The organism is Cytobacillus sp. C11.1 (assembly GCF_058145115.1).
The window spans coordinates 264,712-280,045 of the sequence record NZ_CM176935.1 but is presented as its reverse complement, the minus strand read 5'-3'; the positions used below and the strand labels follow the sequence as shown (position 1 = coordinate 280,045).

12 protein-coding genes and 1 pseudogene are annotated in these 15,334 nt (G+C 43.6%); 11 read left to right on the top strand and 2 right to left on the bottom strand.

Annotated elements, in window-relative coordinates:
- Positions 1–14 precede the first annotated feature (14 nt).
- From AC3ZVC_RS01375 to AC3ZVC_RS01355, 5 genes are all read left to right on the top strand, one after another.
- Positions 15–734 carry a FadR/GntR family transcriptional regulator gene (locus AC3ZVC_RS01375; RefSeq protein WP_490065951.1) on the top strand — a complete coding sequence of 240 codons (720 nt, stop codon included), beginning with the start codon at positions 15–17 and terminating at the stop codon, positions 732–734.
- Positions 731–2,146: an FAD-binding oxidoreductase gene (locus AC3ZVC_RS01370; RefSeq protein ID WP_490065950.1), complete on the top strand. Its 1,416-nt coding sequence runs from the start codon at positions 731–733 to the stop codon at positions 2,144–2,146. Before AC3ZVC_RS01375 ends, AC3ZVC_RS01370 begins: the two co-directional genes overlap by 4 nt.
- Complete coding sequence (locus tag AC3ZVC_RS01365; RefSeq protein ID WP_490065949.1) at positions 2,139–3,404, top strand: (Fe-S)-binding protein; 1,266 nt, start codon at positions 2,139–2,141, stop codon at positions 3,402–3,404. Before AC3ZVC_RS01370 ends, AC3ZVC_RS01365 begins: the two co-directional genes overlap by 8 nt.
- Positions 3,405–3,525: 121 nt before the next feature.
- Positions 3,526–4,734, top strand: coding sequence for an L-2-hydroxyglutarate oxidase (gene lhgO, locus AC3ZVC_RS01360; RefSeq protein ID WP_490065948.1), 1,209 nt, complete (start codon positions 3,526–3,528; stop codon positions 4,732–4,734).
- 85 nt (positions 4,735–4,819) lie between these two features.
- The gene (locus tag AC3ZVC_RS01355; protein WP_490065947.1) at positions 4,820–5,275 is read left to right on the top strand and encodes a hypothetical protein; all 456 of its coding nucleotides are present in this window, start codon (positions 4,820–4,822) and stop codon (positions 5,273–5,275) included.
- Positions 5,276–5,532: 257 nt separating this feature from the next.
- Here AC3ZVC_RS01355 and cbpA read toward each other — a convergent pair whose 3' ends face one another.
- Entirely contained in the window at positions 5,533–6,177 is a 645-nt protein-coding gene (gene cbpA, locus AC3ZVC_RS01350; protein WP_490065946.1) for a cyclic di-AMP binding protein CbpA, read from the bottom strand.
- 178 nt (positions 6,178–6,355) lie between these two features.
- On the opposite strand from cbpA, the gene AC3ZVC_RS01345 reads away from it, so the two are divergent.
- Positions 6,356–7,000, top strand: coding sequence for a LytTR family DNA-binding domain-containing protein (locus AC3ZVC_RS01345; protein ID WP_214727469.1), 645 nt, complete (start codon positions 6,356–6,358; stop codon positions 6,998–7,000).
- 132 nt (positions 7,001–7,132) lie between these two features.
- The gene (gene scpC, locus AC3ZVC_RS01340; protein WP_490065945.1) at positions 7,133–8,665 is read left to right on the top strand and encodes a succinyl-CoA:acetate CoA-transferase ScpC; all 1,533 of its coding nucleotides are present in this window, start codon (positions 7,133–7,135) and stop codon (positions 8,663–8,665) included.
- Positions 8,666–8,755: 90 nt separating this feature from the next.
- Here scpC and AC3ZVC_RS01335 read toward each other — a convergent pair whose 3' ends face one another.
- Positions 8,756–9,811, bottom strand: coding sequence for a TRAP transporter substrate-binding protein (locus tag AC3ZVC_RS01335; RefSeq protein WP_490065944.1), 1,056 nt, complete (start codon positions 9,809–9,811; stop codon positions 8,756–8,758).
- Positions 9,812–10,004: 193 nt separating this feature from the next.
- On the opposite strand from AC3ZVC_RS01335, the gene AC3ZVC_RS01330 reads away from it, so the two are divergent.
- The 4 genes and pseudogenes from AC3ZVC_RS01330 (at position 10,005) to AC3ZVC_RS01315 (ending at position 15,220) form a co-directional block, all read left to right on the top strand.
- Positions 10,005–11,636, top strand: a complete 1,632-nt coding sequence (locus tag AC3ZVC_RS01330; RefSeq protein ID WP_490068776.1) for an ATP-binding protein — start codon at positions 10,005–10,007, stop codon at positions 11,634–11,636.
- The gene (locus tag AC3ZVC_RS01325; protein ID WP_490065943.1) at positions 11,626–12,315 is read left to right on the top strand and encodes a response regulator; all 690 of its coding nucleotides are present in this window, start codon (positions 11,626–11,628) and stop codon (positions 12,313–12,315) included. The genes AC3ZVC_RS01330 and AC3ZVC_RS01325 overlap by 11 nt, the downstream gene beginning before the upstream one ends.
- A 111-nt stretch (positions 12,316–12,426) precedes the next feature.
- Positions 12,427–13,725, top strand: a complete 1,299-nt coding sequence (gene dctP / locus AC3ZVC_RS01320; RefSeq protein ID WP_214727479.1) for a dicarboxylate/amino acid:cation symporter — start codon at positions 12,427–12,429, stop codon at positions 13,723–13,725.
- Between the two features lie 303 nt (positions 13,726–14,028).
- Positions 14,029–15,220: pseudogene (locus AC3ZVC_RS01315) on the top strand (class I SAM-dependent rRNA methyltransferase).
- The last annotated feature ends 114 nt before the right edge of the window (positions 15,221–15,334 follow it).

The following is a 15,334-nucleotide window of genomic DNA, read 5'->3' as shown; positions in this document are numbered from 1 at the left end:
GAGCTTACCAGCCAATGAAAATCGAACGAAAAAAAATCTCGGCTCAAGTGTTAGATCAGCTTAAAGATATGATTAAGGAAGGCAAGTTCCCGCAAAACCAGCCTATGCCATCCGAGAATGAACTCGCCAAACTGTTTGGCGTCAGCCGTGCGCCTGTTCGAGAAGCATTGAGTGTCCTATCTGCCAGCGGAATTATTGGATCCAGGCAAGGAGGACGAAGCTTTGTTAAAGAAGTCAATATGGCTGACATGCTTGAATCTTTAGCCATTCAATTAATTCCAATGGAGCAGGTTTTTGAGCTCCTTGAAATGCGGATCATCATGGAGACACAGGCAGCAGCTATTGCTGCCTTACGTCGTGATGAAGCTGACTTGGATAGAATGAAACAGGCGCTGGATCAATTTGAAATTACGCTAACGAATCCGGAAGCAGTGGGGGACCAGGCTGACGCTAATTTTCACAAACATCTGATAGGGGCAACCAAAAACAGATTTATGATACAAGTAATGGAAAACATTGATGATCTTTACCGGAAAGCGATTGCTTTTTCACTTCAGAAAAACGTCGGGCAGCCGGAAAAGCGGGAACAGGTTTTTCATGAACATATAAGTATTTTTACAGCCATAAAAGAACGGGATGAAACGCTGGCTTCGGATGCTATGAGAATCCATCTCGAAAATGTTAGGAAGAAATTAAGAGTGAACGAAGAGGAAGGAAAGAAGGTGCCGTTGTGATCACCGAACAGATTGTTGACCGTATAAAGAGCATAATGGGAACCGAAAAGCGAATACTGCTTGAAAAGGCAGATTTGGTTTCTTATTCATATGATGGATCTTTTGGCGCTTACCTTCCTGAGATTATCCTGCAGCCCATCTCAACGGAGGAAGTAGCAGGCATAGTAAAGCTCGCTAATGAAATGAAAATTCCAGTTTATCCAAGAGGCAGGGGAACAAGCCTAAGCGGTGGTCCGCTCCCTGTCCATGGAGGAATGGTTTTGGATTTTTCACTGTGGACGCAGACTTTGGTAATTGACCGGGACGATACGGTTGCCATCGTATCTCCAGGGGTCATAACCGCGGATATTGATCGAGAAGCCAAAAGGCATGGACTTATGTATCCGCCTGATCCAAGCAGCTCCCATGTTTCAACCATCGGAGGGAATCTGGCGGAAAATGCCGGCGGCCCGCGCGGTTTAAAGTATGGGGTCACAAAGGATTACGTGCTCGGGCTCGAGATCGTAACACCAGAAGGAGAAATTATCCGGACAGGCGGGCGGACGGTCAAAAATGTTACCGGCTATGACCTGACAAAACTGATTGTTGGATCGGAAGGAACTTTAGGCATTATAACGGAGGCGACTCTCCAGCTGATCCCAAGACCGCAGGCAACCCAGACGATGATGGTTATTTTTGATGATATTATTGATGCCGGAAAAGCCATTTCAGCAGTGCTTACTTCCGGCATCCTGCCATCCAAAATGGAAATTATGGACCAGTCTTCGATTCGGGCCGTTGAAGATTTTCAGCCGATCGGTCTGCCAGTGGATGTGGATGCCATAATTCTTATTGAGCTTGATGGCCATCCGATTGCCATCAGGGACGAAAGTGAACAGGTCAAACAGGTTTGCCTGGAAGTGGGGGCAAGGGAAGCCATCATTGCCAGGGATGAGGAGTCTGCTGAAAAGCTTTGGAAAGCTCGAAAGCTCGTTTCTCCTGCCATTGTCAGGAAAAAGCCGACGAAGATTTCGGAAGATGCCACCATTCCAAGAAGCAAGATACCAGAAATGTTCCGGCGATTGCAGGAAATCAAAGCAAAATATGAAATCGATCTGGTTGTATTCGGCCATGCGGGTGATGGAAATCTGCATCCGAATATTATTACCGATAAACAGGATAAAGAAGAGATGAAGCGTGTGGAAAAAGCCGTTGAGGAAATTTTCACAGTAGCCATAGAACTGGGAGGAACCCTCTCAGGGGAGCACGGAATCGGGACAATGAAGACGCCATTTATGGAAATGGAGCTTGGGGAAGCAGGGTTGGACATGATGAAAAGAATGAAAAAAGCGTGGGATCCGAATAACATTATGAATCCGGGAAAAATTTTTCCCGAGAAAAAAGGGCAAAAGCTTGTGTTAGTCCATGACTAGTCAGTTAGCATACAGAGAAACGTTTGATTGTGTCCAATGCGGCTATTGTCTCCCCGCATGCCCCACCTATGCCACCATGGGAAAAGAAAGGCATTCCCCCCGCGGCCGTATTAATCTTGTGCAAATGGCTGCGGAAGGAAAAATAACCATCGACGAAATTACGGAGTCGATGGAGTTATGCCTTGGCTGCCGTGCTTGTGAAACGGCATGCCCAACTAATGTGCAATATGGAAAAATCCTCGAATCATTTAAGGAAGTAAAAGCTGCTGCCACACCAGCGCCATTATTGGAAAACATGGCATTGCAAAAAGCTCTGCCGAATAAAAAGCTGCTGGCCGCAATGAGAGCATCACTTCGCGGTTACCAAAAAACAGGCATGGAATCATTTGCACGCAAAAGCAAAATGCTGGGCATTCTTCCCGAGCAGCTTCGTGCTTTTGAAGAGATAACGCCGGCCATTGAAATGCCAAATAAACAGCTTAGGAGAAGTACCCAGACTCCTGAGCGTGAGACGAAAGCGCGTGTGGCCTTTTTTACAGGGTGCATTATGGATGTGTTTTTTGCCAAAATCAATGACCTTAGCATTAAATTGCTGAAGCATGCAGGCTGCGAAGTCACTGTAATAAAAGAGCAAACCTGCTGCGGGGCCCTGCAAAACCATAGCGGTGATAAGGATACATCCAAAAAGCTGGCGAAAGAAAATATTGCTGCTTTTGAAAAAGGAAATTTTGATTTTGTCGTCAATAGCATTGGCGGGTGCGGAGCCATGCTCGTTGAATATGACCACCTGCTCGCAGATGAGGCGGATTGGGCTGAGCGTGCGAAGGTGTTTGTGCAAAAGAATAAAGATATAAGTGTAATATTGAACAAACTCGGAATCACCTTTCAAAAAGAAATGGCAGGCATTGTGACATACCAGCCATCCTGCCATCTTTTAAATGTACAGAAGGTAGCAGGGGATCCTGTCCAACTATTGAAATCAATACCGGGAATGACGTATGTGCCCCTCCCGAAAGGGGATATGTGCTGTGGTTCGGCCGGAATTTATAATATTGTCCACTATGAAGAATCCATGGAATTACTCGATGCAAAAATGGAACATGTTCAAAAGGTCTCACCAAATACCATTGTCACTTCCAACCCTGGCTGCCATTTGCAAATGTGCCTCGGCGTCAAACGCGAGGGTCTCGAAGATAAGGTGCGGGTTGTCCATATTGTTGAATTATTGGCAGAAGCTTGTGGGATCGACCATAAATAAAAGAAGGCTTTTTTAAAGGTTGTTGCTTTTAAACTGCAAATTAAGTTTTATCAACGGGCTGAATTTAAAAGTTAAAAGATCCATTTATAAGAAAAGAGCCTTATAGAAAGGGTGGAGGAGTATGTATGATTACATCATTATTGGCGGGGGAATTGTTGGCCTTTCAACAGGGATGGAGCTATTAAATCGGTTTCCTGCAGCTAAAGTAGCAATCCTTGAAAAGGAAAACCATGTTGCAGCCCATCAAACGGGCCATAACAGCGGGGTCATCCATTCAGGTATTTATTATAAACCTGGAAGCTATAAAGCAAAGCTGGCCAAAAAAGGCAGTGAATCCATGACGAAGTTTTGCCGGGAACATGGGCTTGAAGTGGATATCTGCGGCAAAGTGATTGTAGCAAGCGAGGATTATGAGCTGCCCCTTTTGGAAAACTTGTATCAGCGAGGGCTTGAAAACGATTTGGGAATCCGGATGATTGATAAAAGTGAACTGCATGAAATCGAACCGCATGTGAATGGGAAAAAAGCCATTCATGTTCCTATGGCGGGCATTGTGAATTATAAGCAGGTTTCGGAGAAGATGGCTGAATTGATCAGGGAAAAAGGCGGCGACATTCTGCTGAACCATAAGGTAGTATCCATCGATGAAACCACGCAGGAAGTGATTGTTGAAACGAACCGGGGAGAAGTAAGAGGGGCTTACTATATTAACTGCGGCGGCCTCCAATCTGACCGCATTGCAAAGCTTGCCAAACTAAAAACGGATGTAAAAATTGTCCCTTTCAGGGGCGAGTATTATATGCTGAAGCCAGAGAAAAGCAGCCTGGTTAAAAACCTAATTTACCCGGTGCCTAATCCCAACTTCCCATTTCTGGGCGTTCATTTTACACGAATGATTAATGGATCAATCGATGTTGGTCCAAATGCGGTCCTAAGCTTTAAACGCGAAGGCTACAAAAAGACAGATATCAACTTGGCAGACCTGATGGAGGTTATTTCATATAAAGGCTTTTGGAAGCTTGCAGGCAAGTATATGAAAGAGGGAGTGGATGAGATGATCCGCTCTGCTTCAAAAGAGCTATTTATGAAAAATGTCCAGAAACTAATGCCAGATATCCAAAAAGATGATATCGTTCCCGGACCAGCTGGTGTTAGGGCGCAAGCTCTGAAGGACGACGGCTCTCTTGTCGATGATTTTTTCATCGTGCCAAGCAAACGCTCCATTCATGTATTAAATGCACCTTCCCCGGCAGCAACAGCGTCAATTGAAATCGGGAAAGAAATTGTGAAGAAAGTGGAAGGGACTTTTAGGCTGGATTCTGCAGTTTAAGTCATTAACCGCTGAAGCAGGTTTATCATTGGCGAATATTTCTAAATTCCCCGTAGAATAATATGGCAGAAAGGGGAATTCATTAATGAATGCGACAAACGTGATTAGGCTGCTTCATCTCGTTGTTCCTTGGCTGACCATATTTTTTCTGCCTAAAAAGTCTTTTAATAAATTTTCTACGGTTTCAGCTTTTGCCGGAATCTTAGTTTTGGGCATGAGTATATTGGCGATTCCTTTTAAATGGTGGACCGTTAAAGGGGGAACAAGATATAAATTTATCAATGATATGATTTTTATCACTGGCCCTTTCTTTATAGGAACATTATGGATTTTTCATTTTACCTTTGGAAACTTTAAACGCTACCTAGCACTTAATGCGATCGTGGATTTCCTGTTTGCCTTTCCGCTCAATTACTTGTATCAAAGATTTGATTTATATAGATTGGTCAAATTTAAGCCTGTACATATTTTCCTATTTTTCACCTCATATGCCTGGATTATTTATGGATACCAGGAATTCGTCCATCGCAATAACCGTTAGGAAAAAAGCCGATCCATCGCTGGAACGGCTTTTTATCTTCCCTCTGAAACACGCCTGTTGTTTTTCGAGCCAGGCACTCCGGGAACGTGCGAGGTCGTCGCAGTCGGCTCCAATGCTTATGCAGGGCCTTCCTTTGACTTTCTTCCCAAACTGTCATGAGCATCCCCTAATCAATATCGAATGAAGGAAGTGATAATCTCGCTCCATCCTGTCCATTCAATAGGGGGCAATATCAACATCCAGTCTTTCCTTATCGATTAGCATTTCCCATCATGGCATTCGACACCAATCACCCGGAAGCCGTTTTGGTCCATCTCTTTTTTTATTTTATCCAAGGTTGCCTTCGTGGTATCCTTCGGCAATGTGAATAGAACCCGGCGAATGAGGCTGACGTGGAAATTTGAGGAATCGAGTGAGATGACTCCCTGAATATCACTGTGTTTGCTGATGATGCTGGTCATTTTCTTCAAGGTCCCCTGCGTACCATAGCTGCCCACTGTAAGTGTATAGCTGCCGCGGTTCAATCCCCATGCTTCCTCCAGCAGCTCCAGTACAGCTGCGTGCGTGAGAAGGCCGACAAACTTATCATTTTTATTCACCACAGGGAGATAGGGAAATCTTTTTAGCGTAAAAAAAGCCTTCATAAAGGAATCATTTTCATCAATTACTGTCTCCTGATCAGTGGCTAGAGCAGTTATGGCCTCATCGAGCGAATGATTCTCTTTATATTCTAAGATATCAACTTTATAAATATTGCCGATAAACTTTGTATGTGTTTGATCCAGAATCGGGACACAGCGATAACCTGTTTCATTTAAAAACTGCAGCGCCTTTTCCAAATTAAAGGTTTCATCACAATAGCGGACATCTGTTTTCTCCACCATCTGATGGCGAATTAACATATCAGCATCCTCCTTTACCCCTAACCCTTATATGGTCTCTAATGGGTTATAATCCTCTATTCTATGCTGGAGAGCTCCGGTGAATGATAAGATTTTTATTAAAACTCATTCATAGAATCCCTCTGCGAAAACTTGTAAAATAGAAATAGGCAATCATCATGAAAGGTGCTGAAGGAACGTGGAAAGCATTACAGTTGTGTCTCTTTTGGACGTGATCGGAGAACTGTTTTCCGATGAGATTTCTATTGCAGTTTCCAATACGAATGAATATATCTATTACCGGCCCAGCAAGCGAATTGATTTGAAAATCAGGCCTGGTGACATTGTTAAAGAAGGAACCATCGCTCATAAGGCTTTACGGACACAGCAAAGAGTCTCCGAGTTTATAGATCGGGATGTATTTGGGGTTCCTTATCACGGAATGGCTGTGCCGTTTTTGCATGAAGGGAAGCTGGAAGGCTGTGTGACAGCGATTTTTCCGGCTTTGACAGACGGTAAATCCGTTGTCACGATGAAAACGAATGATGGCTGGATTCCCATTCCTTTTTCCGAGGTTGTCTATCTCGAAGCAAAGGATAAGAAGACTTATGTACATACAGGTGATAAATCTGGCACTCATAAATACTCCCTTCAGGACTTTGAGTACTCGCTTCCGAAAGATAGTTTTATCCGCTGCCACCGTTCATTCATCGTAAATGTTAATCATATAAAGGAGATCTATCCTGATACCCATTCAACTTTTTTGCTGGCCATGAAAAATGGAGATCGGGTGCCCGTCAGCCAATCCTATTCCAGCTATTTCCGCAAATTGCTCGGTTTTTAGAAAATTCATGCTGTTTTGGACTGTGAATTTGCTGTTTTATCGGAATTTTCCGTAATATAATCCAAAAATTCAATCCTCTCTCTTTAGGCGGGTAAAATGATTATATATATCATGGTAGAGGGGATGAGCATTATGGAGAAAAGTTTAGATCGGATTAAAGATACACGTTTGCACGACAGAGTTGTCACACCTGAGGAAGCAGCATCCTGGATTCAGGATGGAATGACTTTGGGGTTAAGCGGCTTTACACGTGCGGGTGATGTGAAAGCGGTTCCATTTGCTTTGGTTGACCGTGCCAAAAATGAACATTTTAAAGTGAATGTTTATACAGGGGCTTCTCTGGGGTCTGATGTGGATAAGCTGTTTGCCGAGGCGGGCATTTTGGGGAAAAGACTTCCATTCCAGGCAGATCCAACGATGAGAAAGGGAATCAACCAGGGAGACTTTTTGTTTGTGGACCAGCATTTGTCTCACACAGCCGAGCTTGTGCGCGCGAATGTCATGGACCCTATTGATTTCGCTATTTTGGAAGCGGTTTCGGTAACGGAGGATGGAATGATCATTCCTTCTACTTCAATCGGAAACTCGCTATCTTTTGCAGAAAATGCCAAATCTATTATTATCGAAATCAATCTTGCGCAATCCACACAGCTCGAAGGATTGCATGATCTATATGATCCGGGCAAGCAAGGGGAAAGGGATCCGATTCCTTTGACAAAAGCGGATGATCGGATTGGAGCGCCTGGAATCAAGGTCGATTTGGAGAAGGTAAGAGGAATCGTGTTTACGAATCAGCAGGATTCCCCTTCTACCATCGTGCCGCCAGATGAAGAAACCGTCATTATGGCCCAGCATCTGATTCAGTTTCTCCGCAAGGAAATTGCAGCAGGCAGGCTGACAAATCGTCTGGCACCGCTTCAATCCGGAATCGGTTCAGTGGCCAATGCGGTGCTGCACGGTATGCTTGATTCTGAGTTTGAGAATTTGGAAGTTTATTCGGAAGTACTGCAGGACGCTGTATTCGATTTGATGGATGCAGGCAAAGTGAATTTTGCATCCTGCTGTTCGATTACTCTTTCAGATGAAAAAATGAAAGAAGTATTCTCAAATTTTGAACGGTACAGAGACCGTTTAATTATGCGCCCGCAGGAGATTTCCAACCATCCCGAAATCATCCGCCGCCTCGGGCTCATTTCGATCAATACGGCGCTCGAGCTTGATATCTATGGAAACGTCAATTCCACTCATGTCCTCGGAACGAAAATGATGAACGGCATCGGCGGATCGGGTGATTTTGCACGCAACGCACGCTTGGCTATCTTTGTTACAAAATCAATTGCCAAAGACGGCAAGATCTCAAGCATTGTGCCATTCGCTTCACATATTGACCACACCGAGCATGATGTGGATGTCATCGTCACAGAACAAGGGTATGCCGACCTGCGCGGCCTGGCTCCAAGACAGCGCGTGGAGCTGATCATTGAAAATTGTGCACACCCGCTGTACCGTGACCAGCTTCGCGAATATTACGAGGAAGCCCTCACAAGAGGAGGCCAAACACCGCATGTGCTCGAAAAAGCGCTCTCCTGGCACACAGACTTTGCCGCAAAGGGAACCATGCTAAAAGAAACAGCCGCAGCTGCCCAGCAATGGAGCTTCTGCTAAAGAAAAAACTCTGGGCAAAAGCAGCCCAGAGTTTTTGGTACCAGGTACCTATACCACTTCAGCCAACTGGTATAGGTACCTGGTACTTTTTTATTCATATTTAGCACGCAATTCCTTTATTTCATCTATTAATTTGCTGCCGATTTCTTTTGAGAATTCTTCATATACAGGCTCAAGGGCAGTCTTCCATTCCTGTTTTTGCTGGTCTGTCAGCTTGTGGAATTGAATGGAGGAGTTTTGCTTAATTGTCGTGAGCTGTTCTTCGTTCATGGCAAAGGCTTGCCGGTTATTCCAGGCGGTTGTTTCCTGCATGGACTCCAGCAAGATTTCCTTTGTTTCTTCAGTCTGCTCGTCCCAGACTTTCTCGCTCATCATGACTGCATAGCCCAGATAGCCATGATTGCTGATTGTCAAATGCTTTTGTAAGTTATAGAATTTTTTAGAGTAAATATTTGAGATGGTATTTTCTTCGCCGTCCACCTTGCCTTCTTCAAGCAGCTGGTAAGTGGAATTGAAGGAATCCTGAATAGCATCCGCATTTAAGCGGCTAAATTGGGCCTCAATCACGTCACTCTGCATAATTCGGAAGGATTGCCCTTTCATATCCACAGGACTCTGAATAGGCCCTTTATTTGAGGTGATCTGCTTAAATCCATTTGGCCAGTGGGCAAGCCCTTTAATCCCGTCACTCTGCAAGGATTGCAAAAGCTGCCTGCCAATGTCCCCGCTTAACCCTTCCAAAGCGGCTTCGCGGGTTGGAAAAGCAAAGGGCAAATCCAGCACGCCCCATTGAGGAGAAAGCATGCCAAGCTTGGATGTAGAAGGTGCGATAAAGTGGACTTGTCCATCTTTTAGCGCATTAATTTCTTCTATATCGGAATAGAGGCTGCCATTTGGAAAAACCTCTATTTTAATTTGGCCATTTGATTTTTCAGAAACAAGCTCTGCAAATTTTTGTGCAGCAAGGCCCTTGGGCGTATTCTCAGCGACGACATGGCTGAATTTTAATACGATTTGTTCCTTAAGTCCTTCCTGATCATCATCATAGGGAATCTCTTCGCGCGGGAATAGGCTTTGATAAGCAAAGATAGCTGCCATGATTATAACCGTGCCTGCAAGGAGAATGAAGCCTAATGTGCTTTTCATCTGAAGCCTCCTATTAAAAACCATTACCCCTCATTAACGGGCAGTAATTTACTTATGTAATCGTTGAAGAAAGCTGGAGGGCAAACTGTCCGTAAAAGCCCGATTGGTTCATCTAACTATGAGTGTGAAAAAAACACACTCATGGAAGATTCACTTTAATGTTATCATACTTAGAAGAAACGGAACCGTAAAGATGCTAGTGATAGAAGGGAGGTTCCCTCAATTGAAACAAATGCCTATCCGCTGGAAAATTACCATTCTATCTTATACCATCGTTATTTTTTCCCTTTTGATTGGCGGAATGGTTATCATTACAAATATACAGGAAAAGGAAGAAAAGGAACTTCGGATCCGATCCATGAACACAGCCAGAACGGTGGCTGAGCTGTCAGACGTGAAAGAGGGAATTCTGCAGCCACAAGGCTGGAAGACAGTTAATAAGGTAGCAGAGGAAATCCGGATCATCAATGAAACAGACTATATTGTTATCATGAATATGCAGCGTATCAGGTATTCCCACCCGGTAAAAGAATTGATTGGCCAGCAATCTGAAGGCGAGGATGAAAAACCAGCCTTTGCGGAGCATATTTATTTTTCCAAGGCAAAGGGGGAGGCCGGAACCTTTATTCGGGCTTTCATCCCTATTAAAGATAACAGCCTGAATCAGATTGGTGTTGTGGTTGTAGGCAATAAGGTACCATCTTTTATCGAGATTATAGATGAATTAATCGATGACATAACCATTATTGTGATGCTGACGCTAATATTTGGGCTAATCGGCTCTTTAATGCTTGCGAACCATATCAAAAAGCAGATGTTCCAGCTCGAGCCCTATGAAATTAAAAGAATGCTTGAGGAAAGAACGGCAACCTTCCATTCGATTAATGAGGGCGTCATTGCCATTGACAATCAGGAAAATATAACCGTTTTTAATGAAAAAGCAAAGAAAATTTTTAACGTTACAGGAAATGTTGCGGGTGAAAATATCAGAACCGTTTTAAAAGATACCAGACTTCCAGAAATCGTCGAGAGCAATCGTGCTGTTTATAATGAACAAATTATTGTGAGCGGAAAGGTCATTCTAAGCACCAGGATTCCAATCCGAAAAGACAATGAAAGGATTGGAGCAGTAGCCATTTTCCAGGACCGTACAGAAGTGGCCAAGCTTGCGGAGGAGCTGACCGGGGTGAAGAGCTTTGTTGAAGCACTCAGGGTTCAGAACCATGAACATATGAACAAGCTTCATACGATTGCAGGGTTAATACAGCTCGGAAAATCAGATAAAGCATTAAAACTGGCTTTCGATGCGTCGGAAGAGCAGGAAAGCATTTCTAACTTCCTGGGTGATAAAATAAAGAATGATGCTGTAGCCGGCCTTTTATTAAGTAAAGTGAGGCGCGGCAAGGAACTGGGTATTACTGTGGTCATCGATCAAAACAGCAATCTTGAAGAATTTCCAAAACGGCTTGATCATCACGATTTTGTTTTGCTATTGGGGAATCTGATCGAAAATGCATTTGGTGCGTTTGAGCACACGGAGCATGAGAATAGAAGGATTGATATTAGTCTGGAACAGACAGAGGATATCTGTGCTGTACTGGTTGAAGATAATGGAAGCGGCATAGAGAAAGATATTTTACCGAAGCTTTATGAAAAAGGGTTTACAGCAAACAAATCAGGCGGAACAGGGTACGGGCTTTTTCTGGTTAAACAAATAGTAGAAAAAGGGGAAGGCAGCATAGAGGTTGCAACAAAGCAAGGTGAAGGAACATCTTTCACGATCACTTTTCCGATGGAAGCGGAGGGAGAATCACATGGCGAGTAAAGAGGAAATCAGGGTGCTGCTGATTGAAGATGATCCAATGGTCCAGGAGGTTAATAAAGAGTTTATCACCAGTGTGGAGGGCTTTAAGATTATTGCAGTGGCCGGGAATGGGGAGGAAGGCATCTCCCTTGTGAAAAAACTGAACCCGGATCTTGTTATATTAGACATTTTTATGCCTAAAAAGGATGGAATCCAGACACTTCAGGAATTTAGAAAGCAAAAGCTGAATGCAGATGTGATAGTCGTTTCTGCTGCCAAGGATAAGGAAACCATTAAGCTAATGCTTCAAAACGGTGCCAGGGATTATATTATTAAACCCTTTAAGCTCAACCGAATCCAGCAGGCGCTTGAAAAATACCGCCATTATAGGGAAAGCCTTAAGGAATCAGGAACGATCTCCCAGGAGCAGCTGGACGCTCTTATTTATGCCGAGCAGAGACATGCAGCCCGAAGTGATTTGCCTAAAGGCCTGAATGATTTCACTTTGAACGAAATTACAGCCTTTATGCAGAAACAGGATGAACCCCGGTCGGCAGAGGAAGTAGCCAGTGCGATCGGCATTGCCAGGGTCACGGCCCGCCGCTATTTGGACTTTCTAGAGAAGAGCGGGGCAATCAGGCTGGATGTCCAATATGGCGGAGTGGGGAGACCTGTAAATCGGTATGTAACGAATAAGTGAAAAACGGAGACCAAAATGAACAAAACATCCGTTATGACCATAAACTTCTCTCTCTCATCTGAAAACGCTATCATTCTTAATAGAAAGAATTGTTAGAAAAAAGGAGATGAGATGAAGTTGAAAAAGCAGCGGATTTATAAGAATTTAACCTTTCAAGTATTAACTGCTATTTTTATCGGTGTAATGGTCGGGCTCATTTGGCCTGAAGTCGGAAAAGAGATGAAGCCGGTAGGCGATACCTTTATTAACGCAGTAAAAATGGTCATTGCCCCGATTATTTTCTTAACCATCGTCCTTGGAATTGCAAAAATGGGAGATATGAAAAAAGTCGGCAAGGTTGGCGGCAAAGCATTCATTTACTTTGAGATTGTGACAACACTTGCTTTAATGATCGGTCTTATCGTTGTAAATGTCATAAAACCTGGTGCTGGCCTTAATTTTAACGAGCTGGAAAAAGGGGATGTATCCCAGTATACGCAAAATGGCGGAGAGGGCATCAACTGGATAGAGTTTGTTACTCATATTGTCCCTCATAATATGGTGGATGCCTTTGCAAAAGGTGATATTTTACAAGTATTATTCTTCTCCATCCTGTTTGGAGTCGGTTTGGCAGCTCTTGGTGAAAAAGGAAAAATCGTTACCGAATTTTTGGATAAGCTGTCACTAGTATTCTTTAAAATTATTGGCTATGTGATGAAGGCTGCTCCAATTGGTGCATTTGGTGCAATGGCTTACACAATTGGAAACTTTGGCCTGGCTTCTTTGGTGCCGTTGGGCAAACTGATGATGTCTGTGTATATTACAATGGCACTGTTTATCTTTGTCGTTTTAAATATTATCTGCAAGATGTACGGATTCAGCCTTTGGAATTATTTGAAGTTTATCAAAGACGAGATTTTGATTGTGCTGGGTACAAGTTCTTCAGAATCAGTGCTTCCTAGAATGATGGATAAAATGGAGCGCATCGGCTGCTCCAAATCCGTTGTTGGACTTGTTATTCCAACTGGATATTCCTTTAACCTGGACGGTACATCCATCTACCTTTCGATGGCGGTTGTTTTCCTTGCGCAGGTATTCGGTGTTGACTTGACAATCGGCCAGCAAGTTACGGTTCTATTAGTGTTAATGCTAACGTCCAAAGGTGCTGCAGGTGTTACAGGAAGCGGATTTATTGTCCTTGCGTCAACGATGGCTGCCCTTCAGGTTATCCCACTGGAAGGCTTGGCATTGCTGCTTGGTGTTGACCGTTTCATGAGTGAAGGAAGAGCGATCGTTAACCTGATTGGAAATGGAATTGCGACCATTGTTGTTGCGAAGAGCGAAAATGAATTTGATGAAAATAAGAGTAAAAGAGCTATCAGTGAAATGAAGCTTTTGAAGCAGGATAATCAGACAAAGCAAGCTGTATAATCAAAAGGCCATTCTCCATTTGGGGGATGGCCTTTTAGAATGAGTTGAAATTTGTCGATCTTCACTAACGGACTTTCGACAATCCTCTCATTCATTTCCCGGGAAAAGTTCAGATTTCAGAAGGAATAACAGCACTTTCAATCAAACGTTTGATTGAAAAATAAAATGCCGAATAAAGGCGAAAAATGGGATCCTGTTGGTGCCAGGTACCTATACCAGTTCAGTCAACTGGTATAGGTACCTGGCACTTTTAATGTTAAAATACTACAATGACAGTACATTAAAAAATGATTGGGTGAACGCATGAGTAAAGCGATTAAATTAACTGTGGCGTCAAAATATAAAAAGAATTTTCAATCAGGGTATCCGCTGGTGACAGAGGAGTCTGTTCAGCGGCTTCCGAAGGGGATTGAAGAGGGTGCAATGATTGAGCTTGTGGATGAGAACAACCAGTTTATCGGAAAAGGCTATTATGGCAAGCAAAATAAAGGGAGAGGCTGGGTGCTGACACGCAATCAGCAGGAACCCCTCGACGAAACGTTTTTTGCAAAGAAGATTAAAACAGCCTTCGAAAGGCGTGCAGCACTTTTCAAGATCCGGATACAACCGCTTTTCGGGTTTTCAATGGGGAAGGTGACGGGATTGGAGGCATCACGATTGATTTTTATGATGGCTTTTATGTCATCAGCTGGTACAGTGAAGGGGTTTACACATTTAAGAAAACGGTTGTAGAAGCCCTCATGAAGACAGCAGATGTGAAAGGCCTTTATGAGAAGAAGCGCTTTGCCGTGAAAGGCACCTATATGGAGGATGATGATTTTGTAGCAGGAGAGCGGGCATCATTTCCGCTGATGGTGAAAGAGAACGGGATTAACTATCCGATCTATCTGAATGAAGGTGCCATGGTCGGCGTCTTCCTTGACCAAAGACATGTTAGAAAAACAATCAGGGACAAGTATGCGGAAGGCAAAACCGTATTAAATACCTTTTCTTATACGGGGGCTTTTTCAGTTGCTGCCGCTTTGGGCGGGGCATCAAAGACAACAAGTGTTGACCTGGCAAACCGCAGCAAAAGCAAAACAATCGAAATGTTCAGCGTCAATGGCATTGACTATGAAGCGCAGGATATAATCGTTGAAGATGTCTTTAACTACTTTAAATATGCGGTCCGAAAGCAGCTGAAGTTTGATATGGTCATCTTGGATCGCCTAGCTTTGCGCGGTCCAAAAAGCATACATTCAGTGCGAGAAAAGATTATCCGGAGCTGCTCGAACAAGCCATCCAAATCACAGAAAAGAACGGCATTATCGTCGCTTCATCCAACTGCAGCACCTTTAACATGAGAAAATTCAAGGATTTCATTAAAAAAGCGTTCGGGCAAACAGGGGACCGATACAAAATCCTTGAAGAATTCACCCTCCCGGAAGACTTTCGCACAATCAAGGAATTCAAAGAGGGAGACTACCTCAAGGTCGCGTTTATACAAAAGCTATGAACTGAGTGCCAGGTACCTATACCACTTAACGGAAGTGGTATAGGTACCTGGCACCTTCTGTATTTATCTATAAGCATTCATCTACCGACAAAATTCCGAAAAATATAAATATTT